The sequence below is a fragment of the Haloarcula sp. CBA1122 genome (genome assembly GCF_009741785.1).
Lineage (GTDB): Archaea > Halobacteriota > Halobacteria > Halobacteriales > Haloarculaceae > Haloarcula > Haloarcula hispanica.
Map to the genome: position 1 here is coordinate 18,324 of NZ_WPCB01000031.1, position 20,292 is coordinate 38,615.

The window sequence follows — 20,292 nt, forward strand, 5'->3', positions numbered from 1 at the left end:
TCTCAGCTATGGACGGTGTGTCGGGTTGTTGAACAGGCGCTCGCCTCGACAGGTGCGAGTTGTGTGCTGCCGGACGTTCGCGTCCTGCCAGCGCGGGTGCATGGAAAGGGACTTATCTTGTGGGCGGCCACGAGGAGGTAATGAGCCTGTCCGACGCGGACCACGAACTCGTGGTCGAGGAGATCGGTCGGGAGCCGACACGGGCGGAGGCCGCTCTCTTCGAGAACCTCTGGAGCGAACACTGCGCGTATCGCTCCTCTCGCCCCCTGCTGTCGGCGTTCGACTCCGAAGGCGATCAGGTCGTCATCGGCCCCGGCGACGACGCAGCCGTCGTCTCCCTGCCGTCCCACGGCGACGGCGAGGAGATGTACATCACGATGGGCGTCGAGTCCCACAACCACCCGTCCTACGTCGACCCGTTCGACGGGGCAGCGACCGGCGTGGGCGGGATCGTCCGCGACACGCTGTCGATGGGGGCCTACCCCATCGCGCTGGCTGACTGTCTGTACTTCGGCGATTTCGACCGTGAGCACTCCCGCTATCTCTTCGAGGGCGTCGTCGAGGGCATCTCCCACTACGGGAACTGCATCGGCGTCCCGACAGTGGCCGGCAGCGTCGCCTTCCACGACGACTACGAGGGGAACCCGCTCGTGAACGTGTCCTGTATCGGCCTGCTGGAGCCCGAGCGGACCATCACCGCCGAGGCCCAGAAGCCGGGCAACAAGCTCGTTCTCGTCGGCAACGCGACGGGGCGAGACGGGCTCGGCGGGGCGTCCTTCGCCAGCGAGGACCTCGCGGAGGACGCTGAAACGGAGGACCGACCGGCCGTGCAGGTCGGCGACCCGTACGCGGAGAAGCTACTCGTCGAGTGCAACGAGGCGCTGCTGGACGAGGAACTCGTCGAGTCGGCCCGCGACCTTGGGGCCGCTGGCCTCGGCGGCGCGTCGTCCGAACTGGTCGCCAAGGGCGGCCTCGGTGCACGTATCGAACTCGACCGCGTCCACGAGCGCGAGCCCAACATGAACGCCATGGAGTACCTGCTCGCCGAGAGTCAGGAACGGATGGTGTACGAGGTCGCGCCCGAGGACGTCGACCGCGTGGCCGAACTCGCCGAGCGGTTCGACCTCGGCTGTTCGGTCATCGGCGAACTCACCGAGCCGGGCACGAACTACGTCTGCACGTTCGAGGACGAGACGGTCGTCGACGTGGACGCGGAGTTCCTCGGTGAGGGCGCGCCGATGAACGACCTGCCCAGCGACGCGCCGCCGAGAGAGGAACGAGACCTGCCAACGGTCGCGCTGGAGGAAGCCTTCGAGGAGATCGTCAGCAGCCCGAACTGCGCCTCGAAGCGGTGGGTGTACCGCCAGTACGACCACGAGGTGCAGGTCCGCACGAGCGTCCTGCCCGGCGACGACGCCGCACTGCTCGCCATCCGTGAGGCCGGGACCGGACTGGCGTTCTCTGCTGGCGCGGACCCCAACTGGACCGACGCCGCGCCGTACGAAGGTGCACGCGCCGTCGCGCTGGAAAACGCCACGAACGTCGCCGCGAAGGGCGCGACACCCCATGCGGCTGTGGACTGTCTGAACGGCGGCAACCCCGAGAAGCCTGACGTGTACGGCGGCTTCAAAGGCATTGTCGACGGCCTGGCGGACATGTGCAGTGACCTCGACGTGCCGGTCGTCGGCGGCAACGTCTCGCTGTACAACGACTCACAGAGCGGCCCTATTCCGCCGACGCCGACGCTCGCACTGGTCGGAGTCAAGGAAGGCTACGACGCCCCGCCGCTGTCGCTGTCCGGCGAGGGAACGCTCGTCGTCGTCGGTGACACCGCGCTGGAAGGCGAGGCCGACCCGCGACTCGGCGGCTCCGAGTACACCGCGCAGTTCGGCGGGACCGACCGCTTCCCCGCCCTCCCGGCGGACTCAACGGACGTTGTCGAGACGATTGTCGAGGTCGCCGACGCCGACCACGTACTGGCGAGCCACGACGTGAGCCACGGCGGCCTCGCGGTAACGCTGGCCGAGATGGTCCACGAGGACGCCGGTGCGTCGGTCGGAATCGGGACCACCGAGCACGGTACCCCGGCTCGACTCCTGTTCAACGAGCGGCCCGGCCGGGTCGTGTTCGAGACGACCGACCCGGCGGCGGTCCGGGAGGCCTTCGACGGCGTCGCCCCAGTGACGGAACTGGGCGAGGCGAACGACTCGAACGGACTCGATATTACGGTCAACGACGAGACGCTGGCGTACAACGCTGCGGACATCGCCGACCTGCGGTCGGTCATCGACGACGAACTGGCCTGATTACCAGCGGACATCGAACCGCGCACCGCCCCTCTCGCTCTCCGAGACTGCGACCGACCAGCCGTGTGCTTCGGCGATGCTCTGAACGATCGACAGGCCAAATCCTGTCCCGTCCGAGTTCGTCGAGTAGCCGTGTTCGAACACTAGCTCACGGTCATCCGGTGAAATGCCGGGGCCGTCGTCGGCGATGGAGAACCCGTTCTCATGTGTCCCGGGCGCGGACACGACGACGGTGCATTCCGCGCCCGCGTGCTCGATGGCGTTCCGGTAGAGATTCTCGAATAGCTGCTGGAGGCGCTCGGCGTCCGCCTCGATGGTCGCGTCGGTTTCGATGGTAAGCGTTGCGTCCCCGGTTTCGACCTGTTGCCACGCGTCGGCTGCGACGGCTTCGATGGAGACGCTCGTGGTCTCTCCGACGACCCGCCCCTGACGAGCGAGCGTCAGCGTGTCATCGAGGATCCGTGCCATCCGCTCGTGTGCCGCGGCGACCTCCTGTAACCCCTCCCGAACAGCCGCATCCTCGATGTCGCCGAGCAGAAGGTGGGTGCGGCCGGATGCGACGTTCAACGGGTTCCGAAGGTCGTGGCTGACGATACTGACAAACTCGTCAAGCCGCTCGTTCTGGTGTTTCAGCTGTTGTTCGCGGCGCTTGCGCTCGGTGATGTCGGTGTATATCCCGTACCCTTCCAGCTGGCTGCTGTCACGGGTGACGATGGTACTCCGGAACAGGTAGGTCCGTATCTCGCCTGATGCAGTCGTCCGCCTGACCTCTTGCTCCGACTGGCCGGTCTGTTCCCACCAGTCTGCCCTGATGACTTCGGAGTCGGCTCCGGGCGGCGCGAGGAGTGTCCGAAGCTCCGTTCCGACTGCATCCGTCTGGTCGTAGCCGAACGTGTCCGCGAACGCTTCGTTGATCGACTTGACGTACGGTTCTCGCTGCTCAAACTCGACGACGACAGCCGGGTTTGGGATGTTCCCCAGGAGCGCGTCAAACCGTTCCTGTGCCGCCAGCTGCACGCGGAGTTCACTCGCGACGAGTGCGACGTATCCCTCGTTGTTGTGCTGGATTATATCACAGATATCCTGTGCATCCGTGTCGTCTATCTCCGTGTCGCCACTGATACCCAGGTCAGCCATCGCGTCGTCGACGATAGCCGACGCCTTCTCGATGCCGACCGTTTCTGCGAACTTTGAGACGAGTCCTGTTCGATTCATCTGTTACTCCGGCAGTGCAAAGAGCACCGTTGTCGTGTTGTGAAAGCCACTGAGTTGTCCGGCCTGCATACACAGCTCTCCGTACGTCTCAAACCCAGCAACTGGGGCCGACAGGGTCGATGTGATACCATCGACAGTCGCCGAAAACGCGTCGTCGAAGAGAATCTGACGACACGCGCAGTCGTAGACGAACGCGCCAGCGATGGGACCGTCACACAGCGAGACAGCGTCGGCAGCAGCCTGTTCGGCGGACGCGATCTGGTCAGCTTTGTTGCCATGCATTACGCGGAGGACAGTTCCCTCCGGAATATCGACGGCAAACTGCAGTGCGCCAGTCTCTTCAATCGCAGTCCGGGGCCAGCGGATCTTGTAGGTTTCACCCTGGTCGATACCGAACAGGTATTCGACCATGAGCTTCCTGAGCGCCGCTGACCCGACTGGGACGTCGTCGACGGCTACCCCCGATGTCTCCACAGCGTGGTCTCGAACAGCGTCTTTCCATACCGCAAACGCTGGTTCACCGTCGAGTTCGTGAACCACGTTCCCGGAGACCTCGGTTACCTCCCACGGCTCTGAGATGGGGCTGTGGCCGTGATTGACGGTAATGATCGGACGCTTTTCGCCGGAGACGAGTACGATAACGACTGCGTCGTCGACAACCGACTCATCGCAAAACACTGGTGTCGACTCCATCCGGAGACCGTCAGACGCTGCCCCACCTGCGAATTCGACATAGGGGCCAAGCCGTCGCTGGACTGACAGCGACAACTGTTCACCGACGCCCGACAGCCCGTCGTGGAGGACGATCGCTGACTGGTAGGGTTCCTCGATATCTTCGGGAAGCGCTCGGACAGCATCTCTGACAGCCCCACGGGTGTTCTCGCTGAGACCGGCGGCAAGGGCCGTATCGAACCGGAACGAATCACTGGTAACGAGCGTGACGGCCACGCCGGCATCCATCGTTCGCTCTTCAGTGAACGTTCCGCCAGCCGTGCAGCCGACAACGGCTGTCTCGTCGTCGACGAGCGCATTCACGCCCGCCAGAACGGCTTCGGGGTCGAACCCAGAGCTGGCAAACACCTGACAGAAGTCCACCCGCTCGGCGTCCAGTCGGTCACGAGCAGCGCTGGTCGCCTCTCGGCCAGCGCGCGTCCCAGCGGTCGCCACTGACGTTCCCGTTGCGACCGCTGTACTCGCGCCTGACTGGGGCGACATTGTACAACAGTTATTCGCGCGGAAACCTATATACTCTCCCCAGAAGTATCAGAAATGATATCCCTGGCGGCCGACGTGGTTATACCGACTGCTCAGGCCAGCGCCAGCGCGATACCGAACGTAAGCACCAGTCCGACCAGCAGGACGCCGAGCCCTGTCCCGACCTGCGACATGGTGAACGGGCTCTGTGGGGCCGTCGACCGAAGCGGCGGTTCTCGCGCGGGCAGTTCGACGTGTTCGGGGTCGTAATCCGGCCGGTCCTCCTCGTGGTGGTCGTCTGCCATAAGCGGTGGTTCTGGTGCGTCGTACGTGTAGCTGTCGGATTGTCACTGCGTGCTCGGCCAGACACTTGCACCAGTCGAAACGGTCAAACGGCGGTGTTGCGAACCTAACGGTATCTAATGACGCTCACGAAACGGATTATCCCCTGCATCGACGTGGACGTGGACGAGAACGGGGACGCAGCGGTGTACACGGGAGTCAACTTCGAGGACCTAGAGTACACCGGTGACCCGGTGGAGATGGCCAAAGCCTACAACGAGTCCGGCGCTGACGAGTTCGTCTTTCTGGACATCACCGCCTCCGCCGAGGGTCGCGAGACGATGCTCGATACGGTCTCGGCCGTGGCCGACGAGGTGTTCATCCCGCTGACCGTCGGCGGGGGTATCCGTACCCGTGCTGACATCAAAGAGACGCTCCGGGCCGGTGCCGATAAGGTCTCGATCAACTCCGGGGCTATCGCCGAACCCGACCTCATCAATGAGGGCGCGGCAGCCTTCGGGAGCCAGTGTATCGTCATCTCCGTCGACGCTCGCCGTCGCTTCGATTCGGAAGGTGAGCACTACACCGAGGTCAACGGCGAGTCCTGCTGGTTCGAATGCACCGTCAAGGGCGGCCGCGAAGGGACCGGACTGGACGTCGTCGAGTGGGCCACAGAGGCCGAAGAGCGCGGCGCCGGCGAATTGTTCGTCAACTCCATCGACGCCGACGGAACCAAGGACGGCTACGATATCCCGCTGATGCAGGCCGTCTGTGACACCGTCTCGACCCCGGTCATCGCCTCTTCGGGCTGTGGTAGCCCCGCTGATATGGAGGAAGTGTTCGTCGACGCCGGCGCGGACGCCGGACTGGCGGCCTCTATCTTCCACTTCGGCGAGTACTCCATCGAGGAGACGAAAGAGTATCTGGACAGCAAGGGGATTCCGGTCCGACTGTAACGCATCTCCGACTTAGGGTAGCAATATTAAATACCCACTCCTGTCATTATCTCTGTATGACGCAGTTCTTCTGTCGCCTCGGACGCCTCGGTTTTCCCCGCGTCCCGGCGTTCGATATCGGTTCTCGCTGCCAGCGGCCATGCTCACCCCGGTCCCTGGAAGCAGGCGTCAACGGGGTCGAACGGCCCCGATGAGTCAGCCCACGACTGAGCGACCGTGGGGGAACGTCTCCCCGGAACCGCAGCACTGTGGCCTGGCATCGGGCAGGTTTTATTCGCCCAACACGGAGAATCAACAATGAAATGGCGGTGTGAATGGTGTGGCAAACCCCACGAGGAGGACGACCCGCCGTGTGACAACTGCGGGCACGGCTCCTTCGAGGAGGCCGTGACGCAGGTCAACGAAGCGGTCGTCGAAGGCGGGCCCAGGTGGGTCTGTCTGGACTGCGGTCGCCAGCACCAGAAGAACTCCCCGCCGTGCAAACGCTGTGGCGGGAGTAACTTCGAGCGGCGGACGGGACCGCCGGAGGACGATCCGCTCGATGAGATACAGACCGGCTGGCTGGACGTGCTCGAAACGAAGTACGCGATCGGCTACGCCGCCGTGGCACTGCTGCTCGGCCTCATCGTGCTCGCTGCTGTGGGCGGTATCACGTTGCCGGGCTTTGCCGCCGAAACTCCCACCGGCCCACCGTCGATCGCGTCCCCTGCCGGCAGCGGCGACACCGTCGACTCGCTCTCGCTCGCCGAGGTCGAGGACACCTACGTCGACGTGTACACGTCCGGCGGTCGGGCGTCGGCGGTGGAACGGTCTCGCGGAACGCGACCATCGACGACGCCGCGGCCTACTACAACAAGGGCCGCGTCGATGCGCGATACGACAACGCGGAGCGGCCCACGCGAGAGGGAGTATCCCGGTTCCCGCTCCCCTGTGACCGCCCAGTCGTGGTCAGCTACGAGGTGGCCTACGACCGGACGCCACAGTCACTCGACCAGTTCGGGAACGAGACGGCGCTGGCGACCGCGCTCGTCGACAGTTACATCGAGCGAGGTAACAGGCTTCGGACGTCGGACGCCGGACTGATCGGCCTCGATATCCACGTCGGTCCGGACGAACGCGTGTTCGTCACGTACGTACTCTGTTAGAACTACGCGGCGGCTTCGAACGCGTCAGTGAAGTTGTCCGCCTTCTCGATGACGGCGTCAGTCCCGTCTTCGAGAGCTTCGAGCGCGTCGACGCCATCCTCAGTTTTGATGGTCAGGACCGGGTCCGTCTGGCCACCGGACTGTTCCGGGTTCACGTCGTAGGTCGCCGCCGTGACGCCTTCTGTCTCCAGTAGCGCCCCCTTGATGACGTTCATGAACGTGTGGTCCTCACCGGCGATTTCGATAGAGAGTTCCGTGTCGGATTTGTCGATAACGCGAAGGTCCATACCCACTGTTTGGTCGCCTCCGACCCATCAACGCTTCGCTTCCCGCCCGTTGTCGGTGCGGTCACCAGGCCGAGTGGAGCTCACACGAGCGCGTAGATCATCAGGAGACCGAAGTAGATGAGCACAAGCGCGCCCAGCGCCTGGAGTCGGAACGTCGAAAGCGACTCCTCCTCGTCGTCGTGAGCCGCCCGGAAGGCCTCGATCTCCGCGTCGTCGAGTTCGTTGGGATGGGCCAGACCGCGGTGGAGCGCGAGCCATGACTCGCGGGCGAACGGCCGGCCGCAGTACGCACAGGTGTAGGCCGTGGCGTCGGCCGGGACGTCGTAGGCTGCTCCGTCATCGGTGCTTGTCGCTGCCGTATCAGCCGCCGTCTGGGTTGCTGTGTCAGTCATAGATGGGGGAGTGCCACCTCCGGCTGAGAGACGACCCAGAGGCTTGTCATCGTGTAGAACACCATGACCGCGATGAAGGGGTACTGCGACCGAATCGCCTGTAGTCGTGCGGGAAACAGGTCGTACGCGGCGGCGTGGGCCACCCAGATAGCGACCAGATGACCGACGATGACCGACGCGAGCGCAATCGCGCCGAACCAATCCGGTAGTTCGATGGTCGGCACTACTGCCGGGTCCGCGAACGGCGACGTGAGCGCGACGGCCAGCGAAGGTGCGAGTACGAGGAAGTACCCGAGGTAGTGCGCGAAGTGGTAGCCGACGGCGATAGCGACGAGCGGCGGCGCGAACCGCTGTGCGAGCACTGCCGGAGCCAGATACGTGTCCGACATATCACGGGAGAGCCGGACCGCGAGTCGATACACGCCGAGGAAGCCGGCGAAGCCGATCCCGAGCGCGACCGGATACAGGAGGTGCGGCGGGACGCCGGCATCGACGAGTGGTGTCGTCAGGTCCCGCCAGGCCGGCGTCGTGACCAGCCCGTCGTAGGTCGTGACCCACAGCAGGGCGACCACGAACGCCACCTCGTCGGGGCCGTCGACCAGCCGCGGCGTCGAGAGGTCCATTCCGGAGAGCCGAAGTCGGAGTCCCCCCTCGTCGCGGCCGATGGGCGCAAAGCGACCGTAGTAGCGGAACACCCGCTCCACCGGGTCGGCGTGAGCGAACCAGTCCTCGGGTCCGAACACGAGCGCGCCCGCGAGCGTCAGCACCGAGTAGCCGGCGACGACCGACGCGAGCAGTCGCGGCTGGTCGGCGAGCGGGCTGACGACTTCCAGCCACACCAGCACGAGCAGGCCGCCGACGGCGGGCCACGATCCGACGCGGGCCGGGTAGGGGCGGTCGAGCGTCGGGAGGAGGTCGGCGAGCGTCTTGAACGGATTGAGCGTCGCCCAGGCGTTGCCCAGGAGGTATGTCGTCATCGCCAGCCCGGCCCACCAGCCGACCCAGACGAGCAGTATCGCGAGGTTCGTCCGGGCGTTCGTCGGTCCGAGGAAGCCGACGACGAACACCGCGGCGAGTCCGGCGAGCCCGAGGAGTTGGCCGGCGAGCTTTAGGACACGCTCGTAGTCGCCCGACAGCGGCCGCCCCCAGTCGTGGATGCGCTCGACGAACGCCCGGTCGGTGACGAACGAGGCCAGCAGGAACGACGCGCCGACGGCCGCACCACCGGTACTCAGGAAGAGCCACGTCGGTATCGTCAGCGATTCGCGCCCGCCGCCGGCGAGACTGCCGCCGTGTGCGCTCGCTGTTCCCGTCGCGGCCAGCCAGCCCAGCCCACACACCACCAGCGCGACCGTACGACGCCTCCCAGATGTCATCGTCGGCAGTTGGGCCTTCGCCCCCGTGTAGCTTCCGGGATGCCGGCGGGCCATTCAGAGACGGAACCGGACCAATCCGCAGTGAATTGGATGGGCTTTTAGTATTCCGTTCGCAAGGGCCCTAGTATGAGTGTCTCCGATGAACACGCGGACGACGGGCACGGGGAGCACCACCTCCCGGCGACGGAGGACTGGCCCCACGGGTTCGGCGAGGCCAGCTGGTGGCCCTTTGTGACGGCGATCGGTGGTTCGGGCATCTACGTCAGCGCGGCCCTGCTCGTGCTTTCGATGGGCGAGAACGCACTTGTCAGCCAGACGGTCGGGGCGGGAGCGATGGCCGGGAGTGTCGGCCTCTTCCTCGTCGGCATCTACGGCTGGCTGTACCACGCCTTCGTCTCGGACTTCTGGGAGCGCGGGACGGACTACCACTCAGACAAGACGCTGAAGTTCGCGATGCTGTTGTTCCTTGGGAGCGAAATCGCCACCTTCGGCGCTGGCTTCGTGTACTACTTCATCGTGCGTGGCGGCGAAGTCTGGGCGCAGGCGGCAGTGCCAGAGGTGTTCGGCTCGCTGGTGATCGTCAACACGCTGATTCTGATCGCCAGCTCGGTGACGCTTCACTACAGCCACATCGCGCTCCGGAACGGAAACCGAAGCCGGTTCCTGAAGCTGCTGGGCGCGACGCTGCTGCTGGGCATCGTCTTCATCGGCGGGCAGGTGTACGAGTACTACGAGTTCATCGTGCACAAGGGCTTCAGCATCGGTGGCGGCATCTACGGCTCCGCCTTCTACGGTCTGACGGGACTCCACGGCCTCCACGTCACGATGGGGGCCGTGCTTCTGGGTATCGTCTTCGTCCGCGCGTACTACGGTCAGTACTCGGCTGAACGGCACACCTCCGTCTCGACAGCGTCGATGTACTGGCACTTCGTCGACATCGTCTGGATCTTCCTCGTCGTCGTGCTCTACATGGGCGCGAACCTGGTGTAGATCGCCGACGAGTTTTAGACGGCCGACACTCGTTTCACACGCATGGACCGGCTAGACGTCAGCGGGAGCTTCGACGTCCACGAGTACCGACACGGGCTCAAGCTGCTGAAAGACGACCGCGGGACGATGACGCTGTCAAACCGGAAGGGGTTCGCCTGTCCGGCCTGTGGCAACGAGTTCGAGACGCTCTTTGTCAGCGAAAAGCGGACGAACACTTTCGGAGACCCCGGGTCCCCCTTCTGTCTGGTTCGGACTGACGACCAGCTACTGGTCCTCACACATTGAGCCGAATCGGCCCCGGTAACAAGGCTTATCCCATCTGACCCGATTCGGTGAGGTATGAATCGGATTGTCCCTGCGATCGGTCTCGCTGCCCTCGTCGTCCTCTCCGGCTGTGTGACGGCGACGGTTGACTCGACAGTGGCCGGAGACGGCACAGTTTCGGAGTACGACCTGACTCTCGACATGTCCCCGTCGGTGTACGACGGCCTCCAGAGCCAGGCCCAGCAAGAGGGCTATGACTCGGTTGAAGGATATCTCCTGGCCGACGTGAACACCAGTCGGATGGCGAATCACACGTACGAACAAGAGCTTGAGGGTGAGAACGTCACGCTCTCGATGACGTTCACGGACTGGAACCCCGGCCCGGAAAGCGACGTGTCGGTCAACGCTAGCGGGGGCAACGTCACGTACGAAGACCGGACGTTCGTCACTGCGAACGAGGATACCGACGTGGCCTTCGGCGATGGCGTCGCAGTCGAGTACCAGCTGACGATGCCCGCCGACGTCTCGTCCTCGAACGCTGATATCGTTCGGAACGAGACCGCTGTCTGGGAGTACGAGGCTGACGAACCGGTCGAGGAACCGATCCGCGCGACCAGCCCCGCACCGTCGTCGGCCTTCGGCCCCGGAATGGGGATTCCCGTCGCCGTCGTGGCGCTGCTCGGGGCCGCACTGCTGGCCAGTCGGGACTGAGACTGTCGGCTGTACCTCCCTGAAGATACTCGCTACCTCGGGGTAGCAATATTCTCCACGAGATGACAGCCGTAGTCTGTGTAGCTGAGGGCGTCACCACACGCATCGTTCCTTGCACCCGGATTCGGAGTCTACAGACGCTGGCCGGGTGGCTGATACTCTTCTCAGACAGTGGGATGGGCGATACTACAATATATATGATATTTTATAATGGATGTTTAATGTCGTTTCGCCCGGATACAGAACGATGCGCGCAGCCAGACTCCACGAGTACACGCACGACATGTCGAACGGGCTTTCGATAGACGAGGTGGACGCACCACAGGTCGCGTCGGGGGACGACGTCATCGTCGAGGTCGAAGGGGCCGGCTGGTGCCAGACTGACAATCACATCATCGAGGGGATGTGGGACCAGTACGTCCCGCAGGACCTCCCGATGACGCTGGGCCACGAGAACGCCGGGACAGTCGTCGAGACCGGCGACGACGTCGATATCGTCTCGGAAGGCGACCAGGTCATCTGTCATCCGGTCCAGACCTGTGGCACCTGCCGACCGTGCCGGCAAGGTGAGACGATGTACTGCGAGAACGACGCGTTCAACGGCCTGACGACCGACGGCGGCTTCGCCGACCAGCTACTGACCAGCGACCGGTCGGTCATCCCGCTGCCCGAGGGCGTCGACCCGGCCGACATCGCCCCGCACGCCGACGCCGGTATCACGGCCTACCATGCGGCGAAGAAAGCCGTCGACGGACTCAATCCGGGCGACACTGCGGTCGTCATCGGTATCGGCGGGCTCGGACACATCGGTCTCCAGTGTCTCGACGCGATGTGTGCCGCCGACCTCGTCGCCGTCGACATCAAGCAGTCCGCCCGCGACCTCGCTGACGACCTCGGCGCACACTACACCATCGACCCCGAAAGCGAAGACGTCGCCAGCGAGGTCGAGGCCATCAGCGACGGCGTCGGCGCGGCGCAGGTGCTCGATTTCGTCGGGGCCGACGAGACGACGGCGCTCGCGCCCGATATCTGTGCCGCCGGCGGCGACCACCACATCATCGGCTACGGCGGCCACATCCACGAACCCGCACAGGCGCTCGTAAACGGCGAGTTCGCCTATCAGGGCAACATCGTCGGCCAGTACACCGAGCTGCAGGAACTGGTCGCGCTTGTCGAGCGCGGCGCGGTCGACCTGCACACGACCCAGTACGACCTGGGCGAGGTAAACACCGTCGCACAGATGCTCGAAGACCGAGAGATCGACGGTCGGGCAGTCATCACGCCCTGAATGGCCTGTGTTGCGGTGTCGTATCGCCGGACAGGGCACCCTTCTTTCGGCTCACCAACCGTCGGCGCGAGTCTGTTCCGCGTCCTCGGCCAGGTCGTGATAGCACCTGAGAAACGCGTCCCGGCTCACGGTCCCGGCACCGGCCGCTTCGAGTCGGTCTTCCAGCCCGCTCCGGTCGACGTGCCAGCACTCCTTGTAGCAGGGCTTGCACAGGTACTCGAAGGACTTGCCGTCGCGGTTCCAGCGGTCCCCGTACTTGTCGTATTCCCGGGCATCCGACCGGGCGACCGTTTCACCGCAGGCGATGCAACAGACGTCTTCGTCGGTGGCGCGATGCCAGGCGTTTCTGAAATCCATCAGACCCACACTCCGTCTAACTGTCCGCAAGTGTGTCTGTCGTGCCGCTCTCGACCGTACACCGCAGTACCCGCCGGTAATCCGTACTGTGTGCCCATCGTTTACAGCTAGAAGTACCGTCCAGCAGTCCGTCGCCGTATCGCGTCACTGATGAGGGTCGTTTTTATGCGGCTCACGGAGCACCGTCGGGATAGCGACGCAACACCTACGGCTGCCGACAAGTCGTCTTCGGTAGAGAACGCGGCTAACTCGCAGAACGGCATTCGAAAAGGGAAGCCGGTGGAGATTCTGAACCATGGACGGAACAACGCTCTTCCCTGCTTCAAATTCCACATTAGCTTTCGCTCGTCACGTTCGTTCCTTGCAGAAAGCCGGTGGAGGGATTTGAACCCTCGGCCTAATCCTTACGAAGGATTCGCTCTGCCAGTCTGAGCTACACCGGCGCCGTGCTCGCGTACATCAGTTGTTGGACGCATAACCGCAATAAGGATTGCGAATCGGGACCACCGAGAGGGACGTTCTCACTCCGCTCGGGACCCGACGACGGTGACCGGGTCATCCGCCTCGAGCAGGACCTGCTGGGAGACGCTCCCGAACACGGCCTTGCCGGTCGGCGACCGCTTTCTGGACCCCATGACGATCTGGTCGACGTCGAACTCCTCGGCCAGATCGATGATGCCGTCCGCAGGCGGCTGCTGACCCTCAGCCAGCTGGACATCGACGTCGTGGTCTTCGAGGTAGTCACGCACGAGGCGCACTGTCGAGATTCGCTCGACGTTGCGTATCTCCTCGGGCGCTTCCGCCTCTTCCTTGGTCAGTGCGTGCGTGATCACGGCCTCGACGTCGGTCTCAGCAGCCGGTAGCTCCGCGACGAAGGCGGCCTGGCCGCGGGCGCGGTCCTCATCGGCGTCGACGGGGACGAGTATCGTGTACATATTTTACCCTCCTAGATACAAGCGTCCGACTTCCTCGTCGTTAAGCAGTTCGGTCCCCGTGCCGGTGAACTTGATTTCCCCGCTCGCGAGCACGAAGCCGCGGTCGGCGATAGAGAGGCCCTTTTCAGCGTTCTGTTCGACGAGCAGGATGGTCGTTCCGAGGTCGTTGAGTTGCTCGATGCGCTCGAATACGTCGTCGATGAACCGCGGCTCGAGTCCGATAGACGGCTCGTCGAGCATCATCACGTCCGGTTCGACCATCAGCGCGCGGGCCAATTCCAGCAGGCGACGCTGGCCGCCCGAGAGAGTACCGGCTGACTGGCTCCGGAGGTCGGCGAGCACTGGGAACTCCTCGTACAGTTCCTCGGCGCGGGCAGCGGCGCGGTCGTCGTCGTTGAACACGTAGCCGCCCATCAGCATGTTCTCGTGGACACTCATCCCCGGAAAGACGCTGGCGTCCTGCAGGACGTAGCTCATCCCGTTGGCGAGGTTCTGCTGGGGCGACCGGCCGGTGATCTCCTGGCCGCGGAACGACACCGTCCCGGACTGGACATCCGCGAACCCGTAGATGCTCTTCATGAGGGTGGACTTCCCGGAGCCGTTCGGACCGATAAGGCAGGCGACCTGTTCGTCCTCGACGGCGATGCTCACGTCGTGCAACACGGTGGTGTTGCCGTAGCCGGCCGTGACGTTTTCCATCCGGAGCACCGGGTCCTCGGTCGGGTCGCTCGTTGCGTCTGGTGTTGATGCCATACTCACTCCCTCCCGAGGTACGCGTCGAGTACGCGCTGGTCGTTCTGAATCTCTTCGGGCGTCCCGTTGGCGATGCGCTCGCCGTGGGCCAGGACGTAGATGCGGTCGGCGATGTCCATGACGAAGTCCATGTTGTGTTCGATGAGGAAGATGGTCGACTCCTGCTCCTCGTTGGCGTTACGGATGTACTCGATGAGGTTCCCCAGCATCGAGGGGTTGATGCCGCCTGCCGGTTCGTCCATCAGCAGGATTTCGGGCTCCGACATCAGCTCCATGGCGAACTCCAGTAGCTTCTGTTGGCCGAAGCTCATCCGTCCGGCGCGGGTCTCCGATAGCCCCCCGAGGTCAACGTAGTCAAGCAGTTCGTCCGTCCGGGAGAGCAGCGAGCTATCCGGGCGGCGCAGGAGACTACCGACGTTCGCGCCGCCCTCCTGGGCCGCAAGCAGCAGGTTCTCGCGGACGGTCATGTCGCCGAAGATCCGGGTTTCCTGGAACATGCGCCCCAGGCCGGCCCGCGCGATCTTGTGCTCGGGCCAGTCCGTCACGTCCTCGCCCTGGAGGTAGACCCGGCCCTCGTCGGGCGTCAGCGTCCCGGTGATACAGTTGAACAGCGTGGACTTGCCGGCACCGTTCGGCCCGATGAGGCCGACGATTTCGCCACTGTGGATCTCGATGTCCACGTTGTCGACGGCGGTCAGGCCGCCGAAGCGCTTCGTGACGCCGTCGGTCCGCAACACCGCACGGTCGCTGTCCGTGACAGCTGTCGAACCGCTGTCCGCTTTACTCATCGGCGTTCACCTCCTGGTCGTCAGTGTCCGTGGCGGCCATGCCGCCGTGCTTGTAGTAGTCCATCTGGCTGGCGTATTCGCTGAGCGTTCCGACGACCCCCTTGGGGAAGCCAATGACCGTGACGATGACGGCTCCACCAAGCAGGACCAGCTGCCACCCGACGGCGTACGTCTCCACGAGTTCGATGATGGTGTGGAGGCCGAACGCACCGATGACGGGGCCGGCAACGGTACCGGACCCGCCAAGCAGCGCCATCGCGATGAGTTCCACGTTCCACGCGCCGTTGTAGGCCGTCTGGGGGTCGATGAACGTGTTGAACAGGCTGTACGCCGCACCGGCAAAGCCCGTGAACAGGCCGGCCAGCATCCACGCGGCCGTCTTGTAGTACGTGGTGTTGAACCCCATCGCTGTGGCCTTCTCCTCGTCGTCCCGGATGGCGTTCAGGACGAAGCCAAAGCGCGTCCCGGAGAGGTAGTAGACGAGCGCCATCTCGACCACGAGGACGCCCAGGAACAGGTAGTAGAAGGTCTCGGCCGAGGGCGTCTCCAGCAGTATCTTCCCGCTGGCGCCACCGGTGATGTCGAGGATGCGAGAGACCTGCTGGGCGACCAGCAGGACGCCCAGCGTCGCGATGGCGAAGTAGTGGCCGCGGAGTCGGAGCACGACGATGCCGATGATGGCTGCGAAGGTGACGGCGAGCAAGCCGGCCAGCAGGAACGCGACCGGGAACGCGACAGCGAAGTCTTTCGTCAGGATAGCCGTCGCGTACGCCCCGATACCGAAGAAGGCCATGTTTCCGAAACTGGGATAGCCGGTCTGTCCGCCGACGATGTCCCAGGACAGCGCCAGGATGGCGAACAGGAACATCTCGGACAGCACTGTCATGAAGTAGCCGCCCTCCAGTCCGAGCACGGGGAACGAAGCCGCAATCAGCGTCCCAAGACCGAGGAGCGCCCAGCCGTAGTCGTCACAGGTCCCGAGGAACCGATCGACCTGTTCCGGCGGGAGGATCGACCGCAGGACGCCGCTCGAATCCTCGTCGGTCGTGCTCATTGTTCAGCCCCCTGGCCGAACAGACCCCTCGGTTTGAGGATGAGCAAGAGGATGAGCAGCGAGAAGCTCACAGCGAGCGTCCACTGAGAGGAAATAAAGCCTGCGACCAGTTCCTCGACCGACCCGAGCAACAGGCCCCCGATGAGTGCGCCGGGGATGCTCCCGACGCCGCCAAACACCACGATGATGAAGCTCTTGAGCGTGTAGATGAGCCCCATCTGTGGCTGGATGTTCAGGATGACGGCGATGAACGCGCCGATACCGCCGGCAATAGCCGATGAGACGCCGAAGGTCACCGCGCGGGTGTGTTCGACGTCGATGCCGACCAGCGCCGCGGCCTCGGGGTTCTGCGAGACGGCCCGTATCGCTCGTCCGGTCCGCGTTTTCTGGAGGAACACGTACATGAGCGCGGTGAGAACGAGCGCGCCCGCGAAGGCGACGAGTTTCATCTTGGGGACGACGATGCCAGCGAGGTTCACCGACGGGTCCGCGAAGCTGACCTGAATGGACCGCGGGTTCGCCGACCACGCCTGTATCGCCAGTTGCTGGATGGCGATGCTCGCGCCGAAGGTCACCAATAGCGTGAGGAAGATGTCGGTCCCGATGACCCGCGACACCAGCGTCCGCTGGAGCGCGTACCCGATGCCGAACAGCACGGCGATGGCGACCGGGATGGTCGCCAGGAACAGGAGCGGCGACCCCTCCGCGTTCCCGGTGACCAGGGTTAGCATCCAGTAGGAGGTGTATCCACCGAGCATCACCATCTCGCCGTGGGCGAGGTTGATGATGTCGACGACGCCCCAGATGAGCGCGAATCCGACCGCCACGCCTGCAAACAGTGCCCCGACCAGCAGGCCGTTGACGACGAATTGGGTGGCAGCCATCGCTCTCAGCGCTCGCTCCAGTCAGGCATCGGGTACACCGGATCGGACTGCGCCACGTTGTCCGGGTACACTATCTGGAGGTCGGACTCGGGCTGCCACTGGTAGACCAGCATGTTCTTGTCGATGACGCCGCTGTCGTCGAAGGCGACGGTGCCGTACACCGTCGAGAACTCGGCCTGTCGAATGTGGTCCCGGACCGCCGTCGGGTTGAGTTCGTCGACGTTCTGGAAGGCGTTCATGTACGTGAGGATGACGGCTTCACCGGCCGCACTGTGGTAGTCCGGCGTGTAGTCGTAGTTCTCTTCGATGGCCGAGACAAAGTCCCCGGTCTTGCCATACACCGGGTCGTCGAAATCGGCGTTGACTGCCCACGAGGACGGCCCGTACATGTAGTCGCCGTTCGCGCCGGCCTCGTCTTTGAACGATTCGTTGAGGCTTCCGACGGTCCCCATCGCTGCGTCGACGTTGACGTCCTGGCTCTCCATCTGGTTGGCCAGGATGATGTTGTGCTTCTGGTGGGCACACAGCAGGAGGATGTCGGCCTCGCTGTCCCGAACCTTTCCGAGGTTGGTCGAGAGGTCCGACGTGTCCGAGGGGAACGTCTGGTCGACAACCAGTTCCAAATCCGTGTTGCTGATTTTGTTACGTGCGCCCTCCGCGGTCGACTGGCTGAACGTGCCGTCTTCCGCGAGGATCGCGATGGACTCCGGCGTCGAGTCCTGTGCGAGGCACATGTCGATGTAGCTCTTGGCGTACTTGTTCGCCGTCGGCAGGAGGCCGAAGATCCACTCGTTGCCCTGTGCGAATATCTCCGGGCTCGCACCGCCGCCCTCGACCATCGGCTTCTGGTTCTGTGCGGCCACGGCGCTGGCGGGCAGGGTCACCGTACTGGAGTACGGTCCGAGCAGGTAGTCGATGCCCTCGCGGTCGATGAGTTCCTGGTAGATAGACTTCGACTGGGAGGCGTCTGTCCCGTCGTCACGGAGAATCATCTCCAGTTCGTAGGTGTTGCCGTCCCCGGCCTCAACCCCGCCGGACTCATTAATGCGCTGGATGGTCAGCTCGTAGGCGTCTTTATACAGCTGGCCGAGGTCGGCGTTGTCCCCAGTGAGACTCATCGAACCGCCGAGCTTGATGACGTTCATCCCGCCATCGCTATCCCCGGTGGACCCGCCGTCACTACCGTCACCGCCACCACCGCCATCGCCCCCGTCACTACTACCGTCGCCACCGTCACCGGAACAGCCAGCGAGGCCGGTCAGTCCGAGGACACCTGTACTTCCTGCCACCTTCAGAAACGCGCGTCGGTCTTGTTTTCCAGTCATAGGTCGGTTTACGCCCGTGTATCAATGATACACGGCCTGTACGTTCCGTTGTGACATACCCTATTAAATGTTAAGGATAGTGTGGCGAGGTAGGACGTATACGTAGAAGTACGTCCTCAAGAACAATCGACACCGCAGACCGGCCTACCAGAGTACGCGGGGCCAGAGGACCGCGAAGGAAACGAGGACGAGTGCCGTCAACACGAGCGTCATCAGGACGTTCAGTACGACGCCGGCCCGAATCATGTCCCGTTGCTCCAGGTGGCCGCTGCCGAAGACGATAGCGTTCGGCGGGGTGGCGACGGGGAGCGCGAACGCGAAACTCGCCGCGACAGCCCCGGTAACGGTCAGCGTGACGGCTGCCTGTACCGGTTCGACGCCGAGTGTTCCAGCGAGCACACTTCCGAGGCCGATGAGGACCGGGGCGAGTATCGTCGTCGTCGCCGTGTTCGAGGACAGTTCCGTCACCAGCACGGTGAAGACGACGACGGCGAGCACGACGAGGACCAGCGGCGCGCCGACCAGCGTGTCGAAGACAGTGCGTGCGAGCCACGTCGTCGCCTCGGTTTCGGCCAGCGCGTCCGCCAGCGAGATGCCGCCGCCGAACAGGATGATGGTACCCCAATCGATGTCGACCAGGTTCTCCCAGTCGTCAGCCCCCGAGAGGACGAGTGCCGGGATAGCGAGCAGTCCGACCACCACGAGGTACAGGACGCCGCGGTGGCCCGTCAGACCGAACACTGTCTCGCCCGTGCCGCCGAACAGCGTCACGAACACCGGTCCAGGGAGGAGTCCCTCGAACAGGAACCCGAGCCCGCCGAGAATCCACAGGCCCGCCGTAGCCGCAAAAATATACGCCGCGCGCCGGCCGCTTTCGGACAGTGGCCCCTCCTCTTCGAGGTACGTGTTCGCCTGCGCTTTTGCCCCACTCACGTCCTCGACCTCCGGGGGGTACAGCCAGAACGTCAGGACGTACCACGTCAGCGGGAGGGTCAACACGACGATGGGGAGCCCGACGGCCAGCCACTGTACGAACGATATCTCGACGCCGATGAGCCTGTCGAGAAACGCCACGGCGACGACGTTTGGCGGCGTACCGATGAGGGTGCCAACCCCGCCGACGCTCGCTGCGTAGGCCGTGCCGAGCAAGGTCGCGATTCGCATGTTCGACGCCTCGCCGTCGGGGACATCTCGGCCGACGACCTCAGCAAGCACACCCAGTGCGACGGGCGTCATCATCGCCGTCGTCGCCGTGTTCGACACCCACATCGAGAGAAACGCCGTCGCGACCATGATTGCCAGGATGAGCAGCCGCGGCGACCGCCCCATCCAGCCAATGAGGTGCAGGGCGATCCGGCGGTCGATGTTGTGGGTCTGGAGTGCCTTCGCGAGCATGAACCCCGCCACGAACAGGTAGATGAGCGGGTCGGCAAAGCCCGATAGCGCGGCCTCCATCTCGGTGTAGATACCGAACACTGTCAGCAACACCGGTATCAGCAGCGCCGTTACCGGGAGCGGCAGGGCGTCCGTGACCCAGAGAATCGCCGCAAACGCCATGGTCGCCAGCGCGTACTGGGCGGCGATGTCGAGTCCGGGTGGCGTCGGGGCTGCGGCTATCGCGGCCGTCGAGGCGAGCGCGACGAGGATCGCCCCTGCCGTTCGCCGCGGTCGCGTTCGGCCCGACCAGGTCATGGCCGACCCCGCTGGCCAGCCGCCGCGTCTCGGCGTCCGTGGAATATCCGTTCAGTCATGGTTAGAAGTTCGAAACCAGTACGCGCACCTGTTCGTTG

General features: G+C 64.1%; 21 protein-coding genes and 1 tRNA gene. 7 read left to right on the forward strand and 15 right to left on the reverse strand.

Going from position 1 to position 20,292, the window contains the following annotated elements; all coding sequences use genetic code 11:
- The first annotated feature begins 140 nt into the window (after positions 1–140).
- Positions 141–2,306 carry a phosphoribosylformylglycinamidine synthase subunit PurL gene (gene purL / locus GJ630_RS12845; protein ID WP_191450004.1) on the forward strand — a complete coding sequence of 722 codons (2,166 nt, stop codon included), beginning with the start codon at positions 141–143 and terminating at the stop codon, positions 2,304–2,306.
- Here the strand turns inward: purL and GJ630_RS12850 are convergent, their stop codons facing one another.
- From GJ630_RS12850 to GJ630_RS12860, 3 genes are all read right to left on the reverse strand, one after another.
- On the reverse strand, positions 2,307–3,521 hold the full coding sequence (locus GJ630_RS12850) for a nitrogen regulation protein NR(II) (protein WP_146417149.1): 1,215 nt from the start codon (positions 3,519–3,521) through the stop codon (positions 2,307–2,309).
- Between the two features lie 3 nt (positions 3,522–3,524).
- Positions 3,525–4,736: an FIST signal transduction protein gene (locus tag GJ630_RS12855; protein ID WP_064287582.1), complete on the reverse strand. Its 1,212-nt coding sequence runs from the start codon at positions 4,734–4,736 to the stop codon at positions 3,525–3,527.
- Between the two features lie 92 nt (positions 4,737–4,828).
- Positions 4,829–5,020 (reverse strand): hypothetical protein, encoded by a 192-nt coding sequence (locus tag GJ630_RS12860; RefSeq protein ID WP_004591771.1) that lies wholly within the window; start codon positions 5,018–5,020, stop codon positions 4,829–4,831.
- Between the two features lie 117 nt (positions 5,021–5,137).
- Between GJ630_RS12860 and hisF the strand changes: the two genes are divergently transcribed.
- A complete protein-coding gene (hisF, locus tag GJ630_RS12865; RefSeq protein ID WP_191450005.1) occupies positions 5,138–5,953 on the forward strand; it encodes an imidazole glycerol phosphate synthase subunit HisF in 816 nt (271 codons plus the stop codon).
- A 297-nt stretch (positions 5,954–6,250) separates the two neighbouring features.
- Positions 6,251–7,036 carry a hypothetical protein gene (locus GJ630_RS12870; RefSeq protein ID WP_252718807.1) on the forward strand — a complete coding sequence of 262 codons (786 nt, stop codon included), beginning with the start codon at positions 6,251–6,253 and terminating at the stop codon, positions 7,034–7,036.
- A 64-nt stretch (positions 7,037–7,100) separates the two neighbouring features.
- Here the strand turns inward: GJ630_RS12870 and GJ630_RS12875 are convergent, their stop codons facing one another.
- The 3 genes from GJ630_RS12875 to GJ630_RS12885 all read right to left on the reverse strand — a co-directional run bounded on the left by GJ630_RS12875 (position 7,101) and on the right by GJ630_RS12885 (position 9,120).
- Complete coding sequence (locus GJ630_RS12875; RefSeq protein WP_050036739.1) at positions 7,101–7,385, reverse strand: DNA-directed RNA polymerase subunit L; 285 nt, start codon at positions 7,383–7,385, stop codon at positions 7,101–7,103.
- A gap of 80 nt (positions 7,386–7,465) precedes the next feature.
- Positions 7,466–7,777: a C2H2-type zinc finger protein gene (locus tag GJ630_RS12880; RefSeq protein ID WP_129755314.1), complete on the reverse strand. Its 312-nt coding sequence runs from the start codon at positions 7,775–7,777 to the stop codon at positions 7,466–7,468.
- Complete coding sequence (locus GJ630_RS12885) at positions 7,774–9,120, reverse strand: hypothetical protein (protein ID WP_371727543.1); 1,347 nt, start codon at positions 9,118–9,120, stop codon at positions 7,774–7,776. The genes GJ630_RS12880 and GJ630_RS12885 overlap by 4 nt, the downstream gene beginning before the upstream one ends.
- 159 nt (positions 9,121–9,279) lie before the next feature.
- Here GJ630_RS12885 and GJ630_RS12890 point away from each other — a divergent pair, with 159 nt between their 5' ends.
- From GJ630_RS12890 to GJ630_RS12905, 4 genes are all read left to right on the forward strand, one after another.
- Positions 9,280–10,143: a heme-copper oxidase subunit III gene (locus GJ630_RS12890; RefSeq protein ID WP_008313149.1), complete on the forward strand. Its 864-nt coding sequence runs from the start codon at positions 9,280–9,282 to the stop codon at positions 10,141–10,143.
- Between the two features lie 42 nt (positions 10,144–10,185).
- Entirely contained in the window at positions 10,186–10,428 is a 243-nt protein-coding gene (locus GJ630_RS12895) for a hypothetical protein (RefSeq protein ID WP_014040737.1), read from the forward strand.
- A 54-nt stretch (positions 10,429–10,482) separates the two neighbouring features.
- Positions 10,483–11,118 carry a PGF-CTERM sorting domain-containing protein gene (locus GJ630_RS12900; RefSeq protein ID WP_050036742.1) on the forward strand — a complete coding sequence of 212 codons (636 nt, stop codon included), beginning with the start codon at positions 10,483–10,485 and terminating at the stop codon, positions 11,116–11,118.
- A gap of 247 nt (positions 11,119–11,365) precedes the next feature.
- Positions 11,366–12,406 (forward strand): NAD(P)-dependent alcohol dehydrogenase, encoded by a 1,041-nt coding sequence (locus GJ630_RS12905; protein ID WP_191450007.1) that lies wholly within the window; start codon positions 11,366–11,368, stop codon positions 12,404–12,406.
- Positions 12,407–12,457: 51 nt separating this feature from the next.
- On the opposite strand, the gene GJ630_RS12910 is transcribed toward GJ630_RS12905, so the two are convergent.
- The 9 genes from GJ630_RS12910 to GJ630_RS12950 all read right to left on the reverse strand — a co-directional run bounded on the left by GJ630_RS12910 (position 12,458) and on the right by GJ630_RS12950 (position 20,194).
- A complete protein-coding gene (locus GJ630_RS12910) occupies positions 12,458–12,763 on the reverse strand; it encodes a hypothetical protein (protein WP_191450008.1) in 306 nt (101 codons plus the stop codon).
- Between the two features lie 369 nt (positions 12,764–13,132).
- Positions 13,133–13,206: transfer RNA gene (locus tag GJ630_RS12915), tRNA-Thr, on the reverse strand.
- Between the two features lie 78 nt (positions 13,207–13,284).
- Entirely contained in the window at positions 13,285–13,698 is a 414-nt protein-coding gene (locus tag GJ630_RS12920; protein ID WP_014040741.1) for a universal stress protein, read from the reverse strand.
- A gap of 3 nt (positions 13,699–13,701) precedes the next feature.
- Positions 13,702–14,451: an ABC transporter ATP-binding protein gene (locus GJ630_RS12925; protein WP_014040742.1), complete on the reverse strand. Its 750-nt coding sequence runs from the start codon at positions 14,449–14,451 to the stop codon at positions 13,702–13,704.
- A 2-nt stretch (positions 14,452–14,453) separates the two neighbouring features.
- Complete coding sequence (locus tag GJ630_RS12930) at positions 14,454–15,239, reverse strand: ABC transporter ATP-binding protein (RefSeq protein ID WP_014040743.1); 786 nt, start codon at positions 15,237–15,239, stop codon at positions 14,454–14,456.
- Positions 15,232–16,293 (reverse strand): branched-chain amino acid ABC transporter permease, encoded by a 1,062-nt coding sequence (locus tag GJ630_RS12935; RefSeq protein ID WP_014040744.1) that lies wholly within the window; start codon positions 16,291–16,293, stop codon positions 15,232–15,234. Before GJ630_RS12935 ends, GJ630_RS12930 begins: the two co-directional genes overlap by 8 nt.
- Complete coding sequence (locus GJ630_RS12940) at positions 16,290–17,177, reverse strand: branched-chain amino acid ABC transporter permease (protein ID WP_191450009.1); 888 nt, start codon at positions 17,175–17,177, stop codon at positions 16,290–16,292. Before GJ630_RS12940 ends, GJ630_RS12935 begins: the two co-directional genes overlap by 4 nt.
- 5 nt (positions 17,178–17,182) lie before the next feature.
- Complete coding sequence (locus GJ630_RS12945; protein WP_014040746.1) at positions 17,183–18,502, reverse strand: amino acid ABC transporter substrate-binding protein; 1,320 nt, start codon at positions 18,500–18,502, stop codon at positions 17,183–17,185.
- A 144-nt stretch (positions 18,503–18,646) separates the two neighbouring features.
- Positions 18,647–20,194 (reverse strand): DASS family sodium-coupled anion symporter, encoded by a 1,548-nt coding sequence (locus GJ630_RS12950; RefSeq protein WP_064287588.1) that lies wholly within the window; start codon positions 20,192–20,194, stop codon positions 18,647–18,649.
- Positions 20,195–20,292 lie beyond the last annotated feature (98 nt).